The organism is Cohnella silvisoli, assembly GCF_021190915.1.
Taxonomy (GTDB): Bacteria; Bacillota; Bacilli; order Paenibacillales; family Paenibacillaceae; genus Cohnella; species Cohnella silvisoli.
In genome coordinates, this window is the sequence record NZ_JAIOAP010000003.1 from 408928 (window position 1) to 427519 (window position 18592).

The window sequence follows — 18592 nt, forward strand, 5'->3', positions numbered from 1 at the left end:
AAGTACCAGTTGCCCTAAAAAATGTTTAGCGTCTGTGGAGGTTTAACATGAAAAGCAGTAAATTGATGTTTGTTGTTTTTTTGGGGCCGGCATTGCTGTCCTATTTGATTATTTACGTATATCCAGTTCTTAGAACGGCATTGATGAGTTTCTTCTACGTACAGAATATTACTGATAACAGCTCCGAGTGGAAGTTCGTTAAGCTTGATAACTATATCAACTTGTTGACGGACAATCAGTTGTTTATGCAATCCCTAAAGAATATAGGATATATCTATTTCTGGGGTTTGCTAGGTGTCATGTTTTTTGCTTTATTGTTTGCTGTTATCCTTAACTCCGGTGTGCGGTTCAAAGAATTTTTTCGGTCCGTCCTCTATTTGCCCAATATCGTTGCAGCAGTAGCAATGGGTACGATGTGGGTGCAATACGTATTTAATTCTCAATATGGACTGTTAAGAAGCATTTTTAATTTTTTCGGATTAACCGGACTTGCTGAATTTGCGTGGACAGATGACACACATTTGCTTTTGTCCATGACCATTGCCTACAGCTTTGGCTGCATAGGCTACTTTATGCTCATCTACATGGCGGCGATGGATAAAGTCCCTTCCGATTATTATGAAGCAGCTACTATAGAAGGCGCCGGCATATTCAATAAATTTTTCCGAATTACACTGCCATTAATACGCAATGTATTTCGGACTACGCTTGTTCTGTGGTCAACAGGCTGCATAGGTTTTTTTGCTTGGTCTCTCATGTTTTCAAACATCAACTGGAACATAAGAACTGTAACGCCTATGGTGTATATGTATAATATCGTTTTTCAGGATGCAATAGGAATGGACCCGTCCCAAAAAAATGCCGGCGCCGGGGCTGCCGTAGGTATGATTCTGACGATTCTGGCTGTTGCTGTTTTTACAATCATAAATTTCGTGGTTAAAGAAGATGATGTGGAGTATTAAGCGAGGAGAGAAGGATCGCTATGCGCACAAACAAAACATTAAATAGGTTCTCACTATCGAAGGAACTACCGTTGCTTCCTGGCTATATTTTGGTAACTATATGGGTTGTATTCACACTGATTATGGTGGGCTGGGTTTGTTTGGCTTCGTTATCGACGACCAAAAGCATCTTTTCGGGAAATATACTGGGGGATGGCATCCATTTTGAAAGCTACAAACATGCTTTTCTAGATAACAACTTAGGCGCTTATACCCTGAACAGCATTATATATACTTCTGTTTCAATCACAGGAATGCTGCTTATTGCCGCTCCTGCCTCTTATATGTTGGCAAGGTTTAAATTCAGGGGGAACAAATTCATTCAGGGCATGTTTGTCGTTGCAATGGGAATTCCGAGCATCATGGTCATCCTGCCTTTGTTTTCATTGGCTGCACAACTGGGAGTTCTGAATTCACGAATAACATTAATTATTGTATATATCTTTACAGGCATACCGTTTACTTTATTCTTTTTGCATACTTTTTTCTCAAATTTGTCTCGTTCTTTTGAAGAATCGGCGGCGATAGACGGCTGCGGTCCTATAAAAACGTTTTGGGTCATCATGCTGCCACTGGCTTCGCCAGGTATTATTACCGTTACTATATTTAATTTTATCGGTATTTGGAATGAGTTTTTTATGGCGCTCATTTTTGCAAACCACTCTTCGTTACGGCCGCTTGCAGTAGGCGTATACGCGACGATGAAATCCTTTCTGTATGCAGGTGACTGGCCCGGTATGTTTACAGGCGTTGTCGTGATTTTCATTCCAACATTAATCCTGTATATCCTGCTGTCCAAAAAAATCATTGCTGGTGTAACCGGAGGGGCGGTTAAAGGATAAATAAGAAAGGAAAGGTTAGCAGAATACATGTTCATACGATTGATTAGGAGGTCCTGTTTTGAATCTGGGTGTGATAGGTTACGGTCTCAGAATGCGAACTGTAATTGGTGAAATAATGAAGCTGGACCCTTCATGCCAAGTGACAGCCGTCGTTGATTTGAACAATAATGCAATAAGCGCACGTATGAGGGAACAGGGCACAGAAGATATTCGGTTCTATACATCGACTGAAGAAATGCTGGATGCGGAGCGGCTTGACGGAGTGCTAGTCGGAACCAGATGTTCTTTGCATACAGAAATGGCATTAAAAATTATGCCAAGAGGTATTCCTTTATTTCTGGAAAAGCCTGTTTCCACAAATATGGAAGACCTGCTTCGCTTGAAACGGGCATATGATGATTTGCATTCCCCGGTTGTCGTCTCATTTCCACTGAGAATGACAACGATTGTGAAATCGGTTAAGGAAATCGTCGATTCAGGTAAGATCGGCACTGTGGAACACGTTCAAGCGGTAAATAACGTGCCTTATGGAAGTGTTTACTTCCAATCCTGGTATCGGGACGAGAGCATCACGGGCGGATTATTTCTACAGAAGGCAACTCATGATTTCGATTACATTAACCATGTTCTGCAGTATAAACCAATAGAAGTTTGTGCGATGACCTCCAAGCAAGTGTTTAAAGGCACGAAACCAGCTGAATTAAAGTGCAAAGATTGCGAAGAAAAGCATACTTGCGCCGACAGTAAAGCTTTCAAAACCGGCGAGGAAGGAGATTGGGAGTATTGCTGCTTCGCGGAAGATACCGGAAACGAGGACTCGGGAAGCGCGATAATCCGCTATGAATCGGGCATGCATGTTTCGTATTCCCACAATTTTTTCGCGCGTAGGGAGGCTGGGAGACGCGGGGCTCGCTTCCTCGGATATAAAGGAACGGTAGAATTCGATTTTATCAAAGGTAAAATTATGGTCATGATGCATCATACACCGCGGGTAGAAACATATGAATTCGAAGCAGGAAAAGGACATTATGGAGGAGATGCCGCTTTGGCGGAAAACTTCGTTCGAATGATGAAAAACGGTGCGTCCTCGCAATCTTCATTGGAAGACGGACTGACAAGCGCGCTGATGTGCTTGAAAGCAAGAGAATCAGCTATTTCAAGGCAATTCCAGGCAATAGGCTGGGATTTCTAACTAACAAACTTTTCTCCATTTGGCGTTTTCGACCATTCATATACGCGAACAAAAAATCATGAAGGCGAGGTGGGAAAATGGTGCGCAAACGATACTCTTGAGGAAGGATGCGATTTTAAAAAAAGGCAATCTATACGGAAGATGCGTACTTTGATTACGTCAAATTCACGATCACGTATGTCGATGCCGACGGGACAGTTAATCAAGACAAATGAAAGCGCTTAAAAAAAAGACATATTTCTCCGTAATTCACACAAATCAAGGAGGTAAGGACAATGAAGAGAATAGTTATATGGGCATTATGTGCGTTGTTGGCGTTCGTTGCAGTACCCACCGGTTCATCTGCAGCACCGGCATCAAGGATATGGGTGGCGCCGAATACGGTAAAGATTACAAAAATTCAGGGACCGCCTGCGAGTTCCCAAGGTTCAGTAAATATCAAGATGGCTAAAAATGAATATGAAAGCGCGCAGGTAATTGTTACCGCCGGTTCAACGGCAATCAACAGTGTGACAGCCAGTATTTCTAACCTGGTGTCGGGCGCGAATACGATATCGGCAAGCGACGTGAAGTTATACGTACAGCATTATATTAATGTTACGGTTACAACATCGGGGTCAACCGGGGATTTTGGAACTGGCTGGTATCCGGATGCAATGATCCCCTACCAGAATTACATGCAGGTAAAAACAAATCTTAGTGTTCCGGCCAATAGCAATCAGGGATTATGGTTTACTTTCAAGACGAGCAGCCAGACGCCAGCGGGCACATATACAGGAAACATAACGATTACGGCTGATGGTGTAAACAGCATTGTTCCTGTCGAATTGAAGGTTTGGAATTTCAGTCTAACGGATGAGACACATTCCATGAGCAGCTTCGCGATCTGGGGGGGAGATATGTTAATTGCGGGACATCCAGGCATCGTACAGAATAGTCCGCAATACTGGACGTTGATGCAGAACTATTATAATTACCTGCTAGACTACCGCGTGTCTGCAGGGAAGCTCCCAATTCCTGAGACGGATATCAACGCTTACATTCAACAGGCTGCACAATATGTAAACAATCCGAGGGTTCCCTCCTACAATATTTCATACACGCAAGGAGATTTCAATAACGGCAGGGCTGCGCAAATCGTTCAAGGCCTGAGAAACGCCGGTCTGCTCAATAATAAAGCATTCTACTATCTCGGCGCCGAGATCGACGAGCCCAACCCGGCTATGTACCCGGCCGTTATTGACTTTTCCAATAAAATAAAGGCGCTTGATCCTAATCTGCGGCATGTTGTAACTGTCGAACCGGTGAAGGAATTGATGGGTACTGTTAATACATTTACACCTCTTTTCTATTATTTAACAAATGATTATATCAGGAAGATGAGTGCAGAACATTTTAAGACGCCTGGTAATGAACTCTGGTGGTATGGCTGTGTGGGACCGCAACATCCTTATCCATCGTACCATATTGATGATTACACATTAGGCGCGAGAGTTATTTCATGGATGCAGAAATCGTATGGGATTAAAGGAAATCTGTACTGGGCGGTAAATATTTATAAAAAATATGTCAATGGGCAGTACATCGCAAGAGATATCTGGAATGATCCGATGGCATTTTCCCCCGGTGCGAACGGCGACGGATTCCTGTTGTATCCCGGAACGGCTTACAACATTAACGGGCCAATCGGAACGATAAGGTTGGAAGCGATACGCGACGGAAATGAAGACTACGAATATCTGTGGACCCTGGAACAGAAACTGAATGCTGCAGCGACTACGCTAGGAGTAAATGTAAAGCTGGACGATATCATGCAACCGTTGTATGACAGATTGTTCGGCAATGTAAACGACTATTCCAAAAATCCAGAGGTAATGGACAGCGTCAGAGACGAAGTAGCTGCGATGATTGAAAGCTTGGATAAGAATCCTAAAGCGCTTGCAGTTTTTGGAACTGCAAATACTACAAGTGCTCAAAAAGAGATTACAGTATATGCAGAACAGGGTACAACAGTAAAAGTAAACGGTACAGTCGTTAATGCAAGCGGCACAGTAGGAAATGCCAGCAAATACACGACAAGTGTAGCCGCAGTCCCCGGTTTCAACCAGATGACGTTGGAATATTCCAAAAACGGAAATACAGTAAGTATGGTCAGAAGTTTCATATGGACCTTTTATTCAACGAGTTCAATCAACAATTTTGATAATTCAACTGAACTGGGCAAACTGAGCACCCAAAATGGCGTGACTTTGAGCCTTTCAACCCAGCATGTCACACAGGGGACGAATGCGTTGAAAGCTGTTATTCCGGCAACTGTTCAATACCCCGGATTTTACCTTAACGTGGATACAGGGTTAAATGACATGCGCAAATACAAGACGTTGGAGATGGATATCTACAACGAAAGCAGTACGACGCAATATTTTTATGGAAAGTTCTTCAATACGAGCGGGCAAGTTCACGATAGAAGGATCGGATTTCTGACGCCGGGGCAAAATCATGTATCATTTGATCTGAGGAGCATGCCATCAAGCTTTAACAAAGCGACCATCAATCAGATTTTATTCTGGCTGGATGGCAATAATCCAGCTCCCATAAACCTGTATGTGGACAAGTTATATCTCATCAAAAGCGGGCTTACGGATATAAACAATTTTGAATCGGCAGCTGATATTCAAAGATTTAGCGCTCAGAACGGAGTAACATTAAGCCGCTCCAAAGAAGTTGTCGCAAATGGAAGTAATGCGATGAAGGCGGTAATACCTGCTACAAACCAATTCCCGGGATTCTATATCAACACTGATGCAAGCTTCAGCAATGTTTATCATTATTCGTCATTGGAACTGGACGTCTATAATGACAGCAATGTCAGCCAGGAGTTTTTTGTCAAATTCGTCAACAGTAAAGGGCAGGTAAGCGACAGAAAAGCAGCAGATCTTGCACCGGGAAAAGTAACCCATGTTTCATATCCATTGAGCGACATATCCTCTTCTTTTGACAAGTCGGTCGTAAGCACGATCATGTTCTGGATGTGGGGCGGCAACAGCCAGGTGTCCAACCTATATATCGATAATTTCGGCTTTATTGATCTTGCCACAACCGGTTCGATCTACCAGGCACATGTACAGAATATAGGCTGGCAAAGCTGGGTCAATAACGAAGCTACTGCAGGAACGGTCGGACAGAACTTGCAAATGGAAGCTTTGAAAGTTATGTTGACCAGTCCACCGGCAGGCGCACATATTAAATACCAGGCACATGTGCAGAGTGTAGGCTGGCAAAGCTGGGTATACGATGGTGCGATTGCAGGTACAACAGGCCAGAGTTTGCGAATGGAAGCGGTTAAGATTATGCTTGAAGGCGCACCGGCTGGCTATCATGTCAAATACAGGGCGTATGTAACCAACATAGGCTGGCAAAATTGGGTGTTGGATGGTGCGATAGCGGGTACGACAGGCCAGAGTTTACCGATTCAGGCTATTGAGATATCTGTATATAATGAGTGAAAATAAGATAAAGTTCTAGACATTGTACGGCCTGGATAAGTAAATGATGCAGGGGCAGGCAGAATGCATGCATTCGTCTGCCCTCTCTGCCATCGCATAAGTAAACATTAAAATTTAATTAGACCCGATTGAATGAGCCTGCCTCATGTCATGTTAATTCCCCGTATTATTATAACTTTGATTTATAGCTATGGTCCGATGGCCGGCATTGTAATGGCCTTTCAGAAGTTCAACCCTGCATTGGTTTTTTTTAAATCCAAGTGTGTGGGGGTAGAAAACTTTGAGTATATCGTGAATTTACCGGATTTTTATCAAATTCTCATGAATACAGTTGCCATTTCGTTCTGGAAAATTATGCTGGGTTTATTGATACCTATAATAATTGCCATCCTGTTGAATGAAGTTCATCAAAGTTGGTTGAAAAAGAGTATACAAACAAGTATTTACCTTCCGTATTTTTTTTCGTGGGTCATTTTTGGCGGAATAATTGTAGAGGTTTTTTCATTAAAGGGTCCCCTGAATATTTTTCTTGAGAATATTGGTTGATAATGTAGTATTACAGCATAACAATTGATTCGGCTTTTCGCTGTACTAAGCCGGAAGCAATAAGATTTGCGTCCCATGTCGAAATCATGAGAAGTTATTGCGACATGGGGCGGTTCTTTTCATTTTGAGTTTTTCATGTAGCCTCTCGGGATTAGACAGGGGGTTGAGGGGAGATGGCGGAGGAAATCAGGGGAATGGCGTTGGAAAGGATGGAAAGTGAAAACCAGTTTCAAAAAAGGACAGACTCCGCCAATTTGCAAGACGTTAATTTTTTAAAATTTAGGCGGCAGTGGGGAAAAACAAGGATTTCAGTTTGTCCCATTCGTCCTTCTGGCTGACGTACCAGGGATCCATGTGCTGGCAGATCATAATGCTATAGATGCGCATATACCACATTTGGGTGGAGCGGTGCCGGCCGGATTCGAGGTGGTAATCGACTTTCTCGCGCTTGTTGGAACGCTCAATGGATGTGCGTCGCTTATAGACCAGCTTCCACTTCTCCGAGTCACGTTAGTTTAACAAGCAGGCTGCAATTGGTAAATTTATCACTCATAAAAAGAACTCTCCAGACGCGGAGGGTTCTCACATTTTTTTCCATGTGTTTGCGAGTAGTGTCAGCTACGCTGGTATTACCCCATGAACCGCAAATCGATCATTCGCCAGGAACGAAGCATACTCCCGTACACTCGTCCGTGTTACAATGGTCGCACAGAGTGCATATTGACGGAGGGGTTCTAATTTATGTCGCAGTCGGATTTATGGAATAACGCACGTTTGTCCGGGCAAATCTCGTTTCTTCTAGAAATCGATAAGCTGAAAAACGTGCTCCGCAAAACTTTTCTCATTGACAAGAGCCGACTCGAGAATACCGCCGAGCATAGCTGGCATGTGTCTCTCATGGCCATAGTGCTGCTGGAGCATGCGAATGATCGATCCTTGGATTTGAATCGGGTTATCCGAATGTTATTGCTCCATGATCTCGTGGAGATCGACGCCGGCGATACTTTTGCCTATGATACGCAAGGTTATTTGGATAAGGAAGAACGGGAGAACGCGGCGGCTAGGCGACTGTTCGGTCTTCTGCCGGAAGATCAGCGGGGAGAATGGATGGACCTGTGGCGGGAATTCGAGGACGGGATAACTTACGAATCCAAGTACGCAGCCGCGCTGGATCGCCTTCAGCCGGTCATTCATAATTATTACACGGGCGGCGTAAGCTGGCAGAAGAACGGGATTGTCAAATCCCAAGTGTTGAAACGGCTTGCACCGGTGAAGGAAGTATCGGACACGCTGTGGATCTTCACCCTTGGTGTACTCCAGCGATCGGTGGAACAAGGGATTTTGCTAGGCGATCCAGCAGCCGAGGAGGGATAAAATGCCACGTGTGCACGGGAAACGAATCATGCTGCGGGAATATCGTCGGGACGACCTGCCTTGGATGCGCCAATGGGTGAACGATCCGGAAATCGTATACTATTTATCGGATATTTTCCTATACCCGCACCCGCTTGAATCGACGGAAGCCTATTTGGATTCCATTCTGGAGGGGAGTCAGGACAGTCGGGGATTCGTCATAGCGGATCTATCGGATGAGGCTTATATCGGACAAGTAAATTTAGACTCCATCGATTGGAAAAATCGCGTCGGTCGCATCGGAATCGTCATTGCGTCCACGGAGTATTTCGGGTTAGGGTACGGGACGGAAGCGATGAAGCTGCTCATTAAGTTCGCTTTTCTCGAGATGAATCTGAATCGGCTGGAGCTGGAAGTATATGATTTCAACGAACGGGCGATCAGAAGCTATTTATCTTGCGGTTTTCAACAGGAAGGAAGGCTGCGGGAGCGGCAATATAAAAACGGGCGTTACGTGGATGTCATCCAAATGGGATTGTTGCGATCGGATTGGGAGGGGCAACGGAATGGGCAAGGTGATGGAGTAGGCGAAGGGAAAGAAACCCGATGATGCCGGAACTTCGGCCTATCCCGCGCTCTCCGTGGCGCTTGCGTATTGGTAAATGGGCATATACCTCTCAGCGTTATATGGAGTGGATGTTTGGCGGCGTTAAGTTTGCTCGGTTGAAAAGTGAGCATTCACTCCCGCATCAGGCGATGACGCACAAGACGCCTTTGTTGCGAAAGCTGTCCAATACGGACTTATGGCTGCAGCATAACAAAATCATCAATCTATCGGTAGCCATTCCGCGTCTTGACGGCTTGGTGTTGCGACCGGGTGAGACATTTTCTTATTGGCGATTGCTAGGGAAACCTACAAGGCTTAAAGGCTACGTGGATGGGATGATTTTGTTCTGCGGGGAAGTGCGGACGGGAATAGCGGGCGGCTTGTGCCAGCTGTCGAACCTTATTTATTGGTTGACGCTGCATACGGAGTTGACCGTGACCGAGAGACACCGCCACAGCTACGACGTCTTCCCTGACGCAAGCCGCACGCAACCATTCGGAAGCGGAGCCACTTGCTCCTACAACTATCGGGATTTAAGGATCGCTAACCATACTTCGGTAATCTACCAGCTGCGGCTCTGTCTTGATGGGGAGTATTTGTGCGGGAGTTGGTATGCGGCAGAGCCGTCACGGTACCGTTACGAGGTAAAAGAGCGGGATCACGCGATCACCTCCGAGCCTTGGGGCGGTTACGTCCGGCACAACTTGTTGTACCGAGACGTTTACGCGCTCGATGGAGAATGGTTACGAGAAGAGGAGATAACGGAGAACCATTCGTTGATGATGTATTCGCCGCTATTACATGAAACCTCTAGCACATAGTTGCCGGACTTAGGTTAAAACACTGGCGTGGGAATATATCCCTTCTCTGGAATAGTTCTACGGTCGGTTACTTTGTCGGCATACGTCTGCTATAATTCTTCTATTCTAGTAATACAGAATAGGAGATTAAGAGATGAATATGTGGGGAAAAGCAGCTTTAGCTGCCTTAATAGGAGCAACAGTCATTAGCAGCGTATCAATAGGATCATCCGCCGCCGCAGTCAAAGGGGAAATCAAAGTCGTATTGGATGATGTTCCTCTGCCTCTTGGGGCTTCTCCAGTCATTAAGAATAACGTGACCCTTGTTCCTTTTCGATCGATTGCCCGTGCATTAGGTATTGACGTGATTTGGGATAGCAAGACGAAGTCCGTTCGTGCGCAAGGGGAAGTAGGCGGAGTTACGAGGAAAGTCGTCCTGCGGACCGGACAGAAGAAGGCTGAGGTAGACGGCAAATCGGTGGAGTTGCTGGCGGCGCCCTTGATCGTAAACCAACAAGTGCTTATTCCGCTTAGTTTCTTCGGCACCCAGTTCGGGGCTAAAGTCGGGTGGAACAGCGCCGCGAACACGGTTACGATCGTTTCTCAGAAGAAGTCAATGCATTTGCGGGCTTTCTACGCGATGGGGTCGTTCGCACAGCGGGATAAAATTGCCTCGATGGATTCCGTAGCTTTCGGATGGACTCGCATTAACGAGAAGGGGGAGCTCACGCTAGAAGGCGCTGATTTCAACTGGCCGGAAGCTGCAGGGGAAGTCACCCCGGAATCGCTCGTCAAGGATACCTCCGCGCAAGGCGTTAAACCATACCTTATGGTATATTCCGTAGACGGCAAAGGCGAGCTCACGAAGATGCTGAGCGACGAAACGCTTCGGAACAATTCTATTGAGAATATCGTGAGATTGGCGAGCGACAATAGCTTTGGCGGTGTTTTGCTAGACTTCGAGGGACTCGGATTAAAGCTTGATCCCCTAGGTCAGCAGAAGCTGCTCAACGATTATGTTCGATCGCTTGTCAAGGAGCTGGCTGCGATTAATGTGAAGCTTTCATTGGCCGTACCTCCGCCGAATAGCGCTTATAAAGGCTATGATTATAAAACGTTGGCATCGTTGGCAGACGATCTGGTCGTTATGGCCCATGATTACAATCCAAAGGGAACCCCGGATCATACTCCGGAGCCTAACGCTAAAGTTGATGAAGCCATCTCTCTGATGATTAAAGCCGGAGTGCCCGAGAACAAGCTAATCCTTGGTATTAGCTTATGGAACGAAACGACGGCAACCGTCGACGATAAGCTCGGTTTGGCAAAGAGGTATGGACTAAAGGGTGCATCTTTCTGGAGACTTACCTTCTATAGTCCGGATTTCGCAAATGTTATAGATCGTGTTGTCGAGAAAGTAGGAGAGTAAAGTTGCCTTTTGACCAAGTGTTACAGAGGTATTTCGGGAGTGGGGAATGGAAGTTCATCGAGGGACAATCGGGGTGGAATAACACCATGAGGTTCATCGAGGCGAATGGGCGCCGGTGGGTACTGAGAATCTATGAAACTCATAAAGATGCCGAGAAAATTAAATTTGAGCATGAGATATTGCTCGTGCTGAGCGAATGTTCGTTGCCATTTCAGGTACCCGTACCTGTGAAGTGTGAGGATGGGAGTACTGTAGTAGAGTTGGAAGATGGGACCGGGCGATTGGCCTGCTTGTTCCATTACATCGAAGGCCACAGACCGGAGGAGGGAAGCACGGAGATCGCCTATACATTCGGAGCCGCGACGGGGCAGCTAAGTGTTGCATTGGCCTCATTGAAGGTTGAGGGCAAGCCGATGTACCCTCCCTATTACGAGATGGACTCCGCTCACCCTCTATGTATGCCGAGTAAAGTGGCGGAATTCTGTTTTAACCCTCCAACTGAATTTCAGGGACAATCGGCCGCACTTCGGGTGATCGGTGAAGCTATACAGAACTTTCGCGGCTATTTGCCACAGTTTCGCGAGCTGCCTCATCAACTTATCCACGGGGACATCAATTACTCGAACTCGCTAGTATCGGAGTCTGAGTCGGATGGAAAATGTGTCGCGGCTATATTGGATTTTGAATTTTGTACCCGTGACCTACGCGTGATGGAGCTTGCGGTTATCGTTTCCGGGTTCTTGACTGGTGAATTAGCGCTGGACAATATTGAGGGGATTCTCTCCGGCTTTGGGGAACAACTGCAATTGGAACGAGCTGAAGTTGAAGCCATTCCGTTGCTCGTACAACTCCGGATTCTGGACGTATTCCTTCATTTCCTAGGGCGCTATCTGGATGGAGTTGACGGGGAAAGCGTTCTAAAGGAGCAAACTTTATATGCGTTGGACGGCCTTCGGCAGCTAGAGAAAGTTGAAGGGGAGATATTGGGTCTAAGTTTTCAATATTTAACGACAAAATAGTGATTTCCTATAAATCATTGACGTATTCGCTATGATCGGCGTGGATGCGTCTTTTTGTTAGAACCGTATAATTGGAGGGGTAATAATGAAAGGAAATCCGTTATCAATTATAATTGCTAGCGTGATCATTGGATTCTCGATCATTATGGGTTGTTGGTTATTAAAAGATGAACAGATGAAAGGAAAAACGGCAGACATTAACATTACAGCTATTGGGCCACTGCTTACCATTGAACAAACAGCAACATACCTAAACATGTCTCAGGAACAAGTGAATGTTATTATTGCTGCTGAACAAAAGATATTGAAGGATAGCGGATCATTTTCCGGTAGTATGTTTCCATATTTTAAGATTAATAATGAGACTTACGTCAGTAAAAATGAGTTAATGAATTGGATCAAAGATGTAACTGAACAAAGAAGAGAATATGTAAATGGGACGGTATTGCAATGAGCCAATTCGAAATCTTCATAACTATCAAAAAATGATAAATACACTATTGAAAGTGACGTAACGTAATGTTGTAAACTATAGTTACCGGTAGAAAGCTAGCGCAGAAAAAGGGGATGATCATGAAACAACGGTGGAAAATTGGTGAACTTGCCCAGTTAGCGGGGTTGACGGTTCGAACGCTGCAATACTACGATCAGATCGGTTTGTATTCACCATCGGGTCATTCTGATTCCGGACGCAGGCTCTATACCGAATCAGATATTACACGACTGCAACAAATTTTGTCATTGAAGGAGCTCGGCTTAACGCTAGATGAGATTATTTCTGTTCTGGCCGGTGATGATGTCAGCCTGTTCGACATAGTAACTTATCAGATCGCCCGAATTAAAAAGAATCTCATCGCACAACAGAAGCTTTTACGGGAATTAGAGCATGTATCCAGTCTGATGTTAAGGAAAGAACTTTGACCGTTGAAGATTTTACCAAGCTATTGGGAACGATGCGAATGACTCATGAGAAGTTTTTTGCCGAGAAGCGAGAGAGTTGGAATGTAAATCTTGACCGGCTTGGCGATTATCTTGACAACAATCCAGAGTAATCGAATGAATGGAGGACTTATCGATGAATGAACATTCAGTAAAACACGACACTTTCTTTATCGAACGTAGTTACAACGCCTCGCCTGCACGGGTTTTTGCCGCATGGGCAGATCCAGCTATCAAAGCCAACTGGTTCCCGAAAGCGGAAGAGTTCGACTTCCATGTAGGCGGACGGGAAATCATTCGAATGAGCTCGCCAGAAGGCACGATCTATACTTCCGCCGCCAACTATCAGGAGATTGTGCCGGACAAGCGTATCGTCTACACCCTTTATATCGACATGGGCGAGACGCGGATATCGGTTGCGGTGATTACGGTGGAATTCAAGTTCGAAGGCGCCGGCACGCAACTCATCTATACCGAACAGTGTGCTTTTCTCGACGGCCTGGATTCGCTGGAAGATCACATGCACGGAGCGAATGATTTTCTGGACAAACTGGACATTGAGCTGAAGCGAGCAAATTGAATATAAACGGGAGGGATATATAGATGAGAAAAATCGTTGTATCCGAGTTCGTATCGCTGGATGGTGTCATGGAGGATCCAATTTGGACAATCCCATTCAATACGGATGAACAGAATCAACACAAATTCGAGGAACTCCAATCATGCGACACTCTTCTGCTAGGCCGGGTAACTTACCAAGGTTTTGCCGCAGCTTGGCCTAAAACGGGAGAAACGAATACAGTAAGGAATAACATACGGGATTTTTCCATTCCTGATGGTTTTGCTGACCGAATGAATAACTATCCTAAATATGTTGCATCAAAGACAAAGACTCAACAAGAGATGAAATGGAATTCCAGCCTCATCACAGGGAATATCGCGGAAGAAGTTTTGAAGCTGAAACAGCAGCCCGGTCGGAACATTTTGGCCCTCGGAAGTTGCGAACTCGTAAACACGCTCATGCAATATGATCTCGTTGACGAGTATCGGATCATGGTATTTCCTGTTGTGCTGGGGAGCGGCAAACGTCTTTTTAATGACAATAACGACATGAAGACTCTAAAGCATGTCAATACAAAGACTTTCCATTCAGGTGTTGTGGAACTGACGTATGAACCGGTGAAGAAGGATTAACGGCAATTATCTCCAAACTCAATAAAGCGTATTGGGCTGTTGCGTAAAGCGGCAGCCTTAGAGAATGTAGGGAGGTCGATTAGAACTTATGCATAAATCTGTTCTCTTTATATTTGAATTGCTACGGTTATGTATATTACTTGCGTTGACTTTGCTTATTTTAGGTGGTTTGGAAAAAATCATCTACCAATGGATAGTTGGCGAAACCGTTTTTCATTGGAGTATGGCACTAGGGAATATGATTATATTTCTAGTGTTATACCGGAATTACTTTCAGTTTAAGGGTTGGTATAAATCTGAAAATAACAAAAAATTGAATAATATATCCACAATAAGTTTAACCGCAGTTTCACTAGGGTTATTATTGATACCGATTTGGATAAACCATTAGAGAATGCGCAAAGAGCGTAACGAGCCAAAACAGCAACTTAAAAAAGGTGGATACCTCCGTCCTCAAAACGGCGGCATCCACCTTAGCCCAACAATTCAATCCAATTAATCTAAAATGAACCCGCTAGTTAGGTTGGCAACCGTGCCCGTCATTGATCCGGCATGTTCCGAAGCCATGAAGACCGCCGTGTTCGCGACTTCGGCAAGCGTCGGAAGCCGCTTCAACAACGTGCCACCCGCTGCGCCCGCCATCATCTCCTCGATTGTGACGCCGACGCGCTCAGCAACGAAGCCGAAGATGTCCCGGCTGTGTGAGCCCAACGTCGTCGCCTCGGGAATCATATGAGACCTGAGGCAGATCACGCGGATACCGCTCGGTGCGAGCTCGCCTGCCAGATGGCGGGTAAATGCTTCGATCCCCGCACAAGCGACGCTGTGTCCCATGTACCCTGGTCCCGGCATTCGCGACGCTGGCGTCGAGAGCGTGAGGATAACGCCCGAGCCATTGTTCGTCATGTGCCGGGCCACTGCCTTCGCAGTGATAAAATTGGTCCGTGTGTATACGGTAATCGGAAGCTCGTAGTCCTCGAGGGAAAGTTCCGCTATAGGCGTGCCTTGAACGTGATTAATTCCGACAGCGTTTAAAGCGATGTCGATGCCACCCACCTTTGCAGCCACGGAATCGACATGTTTCTCGACTGATTTCTCATCAAGAGCATCGACTTGGGCGGTTTCGGCAAATCCCCCTGCGGCGGAGATGTCCGCCGCGACCTCGTCGAGTTTGGCAAGGGTTCGACCGGCTAGGAACACCTTCGCCCCTTCGCGGGCGAAAGCACGGGCAACCGCACCGCCGATCGCTCCACCCCCTCCGTAAATCACGGCGTTCTTGTTCTTAAGCAGCATATTATTTTCACCTCCTCTAGCGCTATCATAGCATCTAACCTATTTCGTGGTTTCTTATCGATTGCTAACTTTTGGATTCGACAAAGCGATGAAGGGATTAGTCTTGCGAAACAGCTACATACTGCTATTGACATATAACCGAGGTGAACGAGATGAGCTACGATAATTTGACGCTTCATACGGATAAATACCAAATCAATATGATGTACGCTCATTGGGTGCAAGGGACGATGAACGAAAAGGCGGTGTTCGAGGCTTACTTCCGCAAGCTGCCGTTCGGCAACGGGTTCGCGGTGTTCGCCGGGCTGGAACGCATCGTCCGCTACATTCGGGACTTGCGATTCGGCGACGAGGAGATCGCGTACTTGCGCACGCAAGAAGAAAACTACAGGGAAGGATTCCTTGATGAGCTTCGGCGCTTCCGTTTTACGGGGAACTTGTACGCCGTGGAAGAAGGAACGCTGGTGTTCGCGAATGAGCCGCTGGTCCGCGTGGAAGCCAGCGTGTTCGAAGCGCAGCTTGTCGAGACAGCCATCTTGAACTTCATGAACTACCAGACGCTCATTGCTACGAAAGCAGCTCGAATTAAACAAGTGGCGCCTAATGACACGCTTCTTGAATTCGGTACGAGACGGGCACAGGAGGCGGAAGCGGCGATATGGGGAGCAAGGGCGACTTACATCGCGGGATTTCACGCAACCTCCAACATGAGGGCGGGAATGCTTTTCGGGATTCCCACTTCAGGAACGCATGCCCACTCCTGGGTTCAAGGTCATGATACGGAAGAGGAGGCTTTCAGGCAATATGCCGAAGCGCTTCCCGATCACGTAACTTTACTGGTAGATACCTATAACACATTGAAGAGCGGGGTAATTAATGCCATTAAGATTGCTCGCATCTTAGAGGCGCAAGGGAAAAGAATGAAAGGGATTCGCTTAGACAGCGGGGATTTGGCGTATTTGTCGCAACGCGCTAGGGAGATGCTGGACGACGCCGGTTTCCCCTATGTGAAAATCGTCGCTTCTAACGATCTTGATGAAAATATTATTTTCAGCCTTAAGGGGCAAGGTGCGAAGATCGACATCTGGGGCATTGGAACGCAGCTTATTACTGCCGCTGACCAACCCGCGCTCGGTGGCGTATATAAGCTAGTCGCGAGAGAGAAGAACGGCGAATACGTCCCCGTTATTAAGATTTCGGGTAATCCGGAGAAAATATCGACGCCCGGCTTTAAGGAAGTTTACCGAATCGTGAACACGCAGACAGGCAAGGCAGAAGCGGATTATTTGACTCTAAAAGATGATGAGACCGTTAAGGAAGGGAAACGAATCAAGCTGTTCGATCCCGTTCATCCTTACATTTTCAAACATATTGAGTATTATCATGCGGAGCCCCTGCTTAAGCCGATTTATGTGGACGGCGAGTGCGTCTACGCATTGCCGCAGCTTGAACAAATTCGCGAGTATCACGAACGTCAGCTGAACCTTTTCTGGCCGCAATATCTTCGCAAGCTGAATCCGGAATCTTATCGCGTCAACTTAAGCGAATCAGCGTGGGAGTTGAAGATGGATTTAATCCGCAAATATCAGAACTGAGCCGTAGATTTGATATAGTGATTATTAAATTGTATAGTTGATATATCAAGATTACGTCGTGAGGATGGTTAACGATGGATATTCCACTATACGAACAAATATTCAACGATCTATTTAATAAAATAAAAGGGGGCAGCTTAAAGAAGGGTGAACGCGTGCCCTCAGAGAAAGAGCTGGCGGATCAGTTCAACGTTAGCCGCATTACTTCCAAAAAGGCATTGGAGTTATTGTCTCAATATAGATTAGTCGAGAGGATTCAAGGAAAAGGATCCTTTGTTGCCGAGACACTTCCGGATATGCAGGAAATCAGGATGCAACGGCAATCAGATAGCTCTGAGGCGAACGAAGAGTGGCGAACCATTGGCGTGATTGTACCGGATTTTTCGGATTCTTTCGGCGCTGCATTGCTTCGGGGCATCGAAGAGCAGTGTTCTAAGAACGGCTGCCGGATCATGTTGAAACTGACATATGACAAACGAGAGGAAGAAGAAGCCGCTATACGCTCGTTTGTCAGATTAGGCGTCGATGGGATTATTGTTTTTCCGGTTCACGGGGAGCACTATAATTCCGAATTGCTTAGACTTGTCGTAGACGGCTTCCCGCTTGTGTTCGTCGATAGATATTTGAAGGGTATCGCAGCTACTGCGGTGTTTATTGACAATAGGAAAGCGGCGTTCGAAGTAACTAATGTTCTGCTGGAGAAAGGCGTAAAGCAGGTGGGCTTCCTCTCGGCGCCGGCGGAAAACACGTCGACCATTGAAGATAGGCTGCTAGGCTTCACCGACGCGTGCATCCAGAAGGGGTGGACACCGAAACCCGATCAAATCATGACGAACTTGTACAGTTCGCTGCCCCAGTCGTTTGATACTCCGAAAGTACAAGTAGATATCGAGACGATTCGGCGGTTTGTTGAAATGAATCCGGAGCTAACCGCTTTTGTAGCATCAGAATACAACATTGCACTTATTTTAAGAGAAGTTCTCTTATCGATGGGGAAACGGATACCCGAAGATTACCAGATTGTCTGCTTCGATTCTATCAGTCAGCCATACGGACAATATTTATTTACTCACGTCCGCCAGAACGAACGAGAAATGGGGCTAATGGCAGTAACAAAACTGATAAGCATGTGGAAAAACGAAGAATCGCCATTATACAACATTGTGCCTCACGAAATCGTACTGGGACAATCAACCCTATTATCATAATGCCAAAGTTAAGTAGAAAATTACCGCTGGTTTATCAGCGGTAATTTTTTTTATGAATAAAAACATTCAAA

Annotated in this window: 16 protein-coding genes and 1 pseudogene; 16 read left to right on the top strand and 1 reads right to left on the bottom strand. The window is 45.9% G+C overall.

Annotated elements, in window-relative coordinates; genetic code table 11:
• Positions 1-47 precede the first annotated feature (47 nt).
• The 14 genes and pseudogenes from K7P76_RS08520 to K7P76_RS08585 all read left to right on the top strand — a co-directional run bounded on the left by K7P76_RS08520 (position 48) and on the right by K7P76_RS08585 (position 14425).
• Complete coding sequence (locus K7P76_RS08520; protein ID WP_232184825.1) at positions 48-962, top strand: carbohydrate ABC transporter permease; 915 nt, start codon at positions 48-50, stop codon at positions 960-962.
• A 20-nt stretch (positions 963-982) separates the two neighbouring features.
• Positions 983-1843 (top strand): carbohydrate ABC transporter permease, encoded by an 861-nt coding sequence (locus tag K7P76_RS08525; protein WP_232184827.1) that lies wholly within the window; start codon positions 983-985, stop codon positions 1841-1843.
• 58 nt (positions 1844-1901) lie between these two features.
• Positions 1902-3035 (top strand): Gfo/Idh/MocA family protein, encoded by a 1134-nt coding sequence (locus K7P76_RS08530; RefSeq protein ID WP_232184828.1) that lies wholly within the window; start codon positions 1902-1904, stop codon positions 3033-3035.
• Positions 3036-3310: 275 nt separating this feature from the next.
• Positions 3311-6541, top strand: a complete 3231-nt coding sequence (locus K7P76_RS08535; protein ID WP_232184829.1) for a glycoside hydrolase domain-containing protein — start codon at positions 3311-3313, stop codon at positions 6539-6541.
• A 719-nt stretch (positions 6542-7260) separates the two neighbouring features.
• Positions 7261-7425, top strand: coding sequence for a hypothetical protein (locus K7P76_RS08540; protein WP_232184830.1), 165 nt, complete (start codon positions 7261-7263; stop codon positions 7423-7425).
• A 403-nt stretch (positions 7426-7828) separates the two neighbouring features.
• The gene (locus K7P76_RS08545; RefSeq protein ID WP_232184831.1) at positions 7829-8461 is read left to right on the top strand and encodes an HD domain-containing protein; all 633 of its coding nucleotides are present in this window, start codon (positions 7829-7831) and stop codon (positions 8459-8461) included.
• 1 nt (position 8462) lies between these two features.
• Entirely contained in the window at positions 8463-9050 is a 588-nt protein-coding gene (locus tag K7P76_RS08550; RefSeq protein ID WP_232184832.1) for a GNAT family N-acetyltransferase, read from the top strand.
• A complete protein-coding gene (locus K7P76_RS08555) occupies positions 9047-9868 on the top strand; it encodes a VanW family protein (RefSeq protein ID WP_232184833.1) in 822 nt (273 codons plus the stop codon). The genes K7P76_RS08550 and K7P76_RS08555 overlap by 4 nt, the downstream gene beginning before the upstream one ends.
• Positions 9869-10001: 133 nt before the next feature.
• Positions 10002-11273: a stalk domain-containing protein gene (locus tag K7P76_RS08560; RefSeq protein WP_232184834.1), complete on the top strand. Its 1272-nt coding sequence runs from the start codon at positions 10002-10004 to the stop codon at positions 11271-11273.
• Positions 11274-11290: 17 nt separating this feature from the next.
• Entirely contained in the window at positions 11291-12292 is a 1002-nt protein-coding gene (locus tag K7P76_RS08565) for a phosphotransferase (RefSeq protein ID WP_309244744.1), read from the top strand.
• An 85-nt stretch (positions 12293-12377) separates the two neighbouring features.
• Complete coding sequence (locus K7P76_RS08570; protein WP_232184837.1) at positions 12378-12746, top strand: helix-turn-helix domain-containing protein; 369 nt, start codon at positions 12378-12380, stop codon at positions 12744-12746.
• Between the two features lie 119 nt (positions 12747-12865).
• Positions 12866-13344 (top strand): annotated as a pseudogene (locus K7P76_RS08575) (MerR family transcriptional regulator).
• 23 nt (positions 13345-13367) lie between these two features.
• On the top strand, positions 13368-13811 hold the full coding sequence (locus K7P76_RS08580; protein ID WP_232184838.1) for an SRPBCC family protein: 444 nt from the start codon (positions 13368-13370) through the stop codon (positions 13809-13811).
• Positions 13812-13834: 23 nt separating this feature from the next.
• Positions 13835-14425, top strand: a complete 591-nt coding sequence (locus tag K7P76_RS08585) for a dihydrofolate reductase family protein (RefSeq protein WP_232184839.1) — start codon at positions 13835-13837, stop codon at positions 14423-14425.
• 495 nt (positions 14426-14920) lie between these two features.
• Here K7P76_RS08585 and K7P76_RS08590 read toward each other — a convergent pair whose 3' ends face one another.
• Complete coding sequence (locus tag K7P76_RS08590) at positions 14921-15718, bottom strand: SDR family NAD(P)-dependent oxidoreductase (protein WP_232184840.1); 798 nt, start codon at positions 15716-15718, stop codon at positions 14921-14923.
• Between the two features lie 152 nt (positions 15719-15870).
• Here K7P76_RS08590 and K7P76_RS08595 point away from each other — a divergent pair, with 152 nt between their 5' ends.
• A complete protein-coding gene (locus tag K7P76_RS08595) occupies positions 15871-17313 on the top strand; it encodes a nicotinate phosphoribosyltransferase (RefSeq protein WP_232184841.1) in 1443 nt (480 codons plus the stop codon).
• Positions 17314-17387: 74 nt separating this feature from the next.
• On the top strand, positions 17388-18521 hold the full coding sequence (locus tag K7P76_RS08600; RefSeq protein ID WP_232184842.1) for a GntR family transcriptional regulator: 1134 nt from the start codon (positions 17388-17390) through the stop codon (positions 18519-18521).
• Positions 18522-18592 lie beyond the last annotated feature (71 nt).

Coding starts and splice junctions, on each gene's coding strand:
- K7P76_RS08520 (WP_232184825.1), top strand. CDS start 48: ATGAAAAGCAGTAAATTGATGTTTGTTGTTTTTTTGGGGCCGGCATTG.
- K7P76_RS08525 (WP_232184827.1), top strand. CDS start 983: ATGCGCACAAACAAAACATTAAATAGGTTCTCACTATCGAAGGAACTA.
- K7P76_RS08535 (WP_232184829.1), top strand. CDS start 3,311: ATGAAGAGAATAGTTATATGGGCATTATGTGCGTTGTTGGCGTTCGTT.
- K7P76_RS08540 (WP_232184830.1), top strand. CDS start 7,261: ATGGCGGAGGAAATCAGGGGAATGGCGTTGGAAAGGATGGAAAGTGAA.
- K7P76_RS08545 (WP_232184831.1), top strand. CDS start 7,829: ATGTCGCAGTCGGATTTATGGAATAACGCACGTTTGTCCGGGCAAATC.
- K7P76_RS08550 (WP_232184832.1), top strand. CDS start 8,463: ATGCCACGTGTGCACGGGAAACGAATCATGCTGCGGGAATATCGTCGG.
- K7P76_RS08555 (WP_232184833.1), top strand. CDS start 9,047: ATGATGCCGGAACTTCGGCCTATCCCGCGCTCTCCGTGGCGCTTGCGT.
- K7P76_RS08560 (WP_232184834.1), top strand. CDS start 10,002: ATGAATATGTGGGGAAAAGCAGCTTTAGCTGCCTTAATAGGAGCAACA.
- K7P76_RS08570 (WP_232184837.1), top strand. CDS start 12,378: ATGAAAGGAAATCCGTTATCAATTATAATTGCTAGCGTGATCATTGGA.
- K7P76_RS08580 (WP_232184838.1), top strand. CDS start 13,368: ATGAATGAACATTCAGTAAAACACGACACTTTCTTTATCGAACGTAGT.
- K7P76_RS08585 (WP_232184839.1), top strand. CDS start 13,835: ATGAGAAAAATCGTTGTATCCGAGTTCGTATCGCTGGATGGTGTCATG.
- K7P76_RS08590 (WP_232184840.1), bottom strand. CDS start 15,718: ATGCTGCTTAAGAACAAGAACGCCGTGATTTACGGAGGGGGTGGAGCG.
- K7P76_RS08595 (WP_232184841.1), top strand. CDS start 15,871: ATGAGCTACGATAATTTGACGCTTCATACGGATAAATACCAAATCAAT.
- K7P76_RS08600 (WP_232184842.1), top strand. CDS start 17,388: ATGGATATTCCACTATACGAACAAATATTCAACGATCTATTTAATAAA.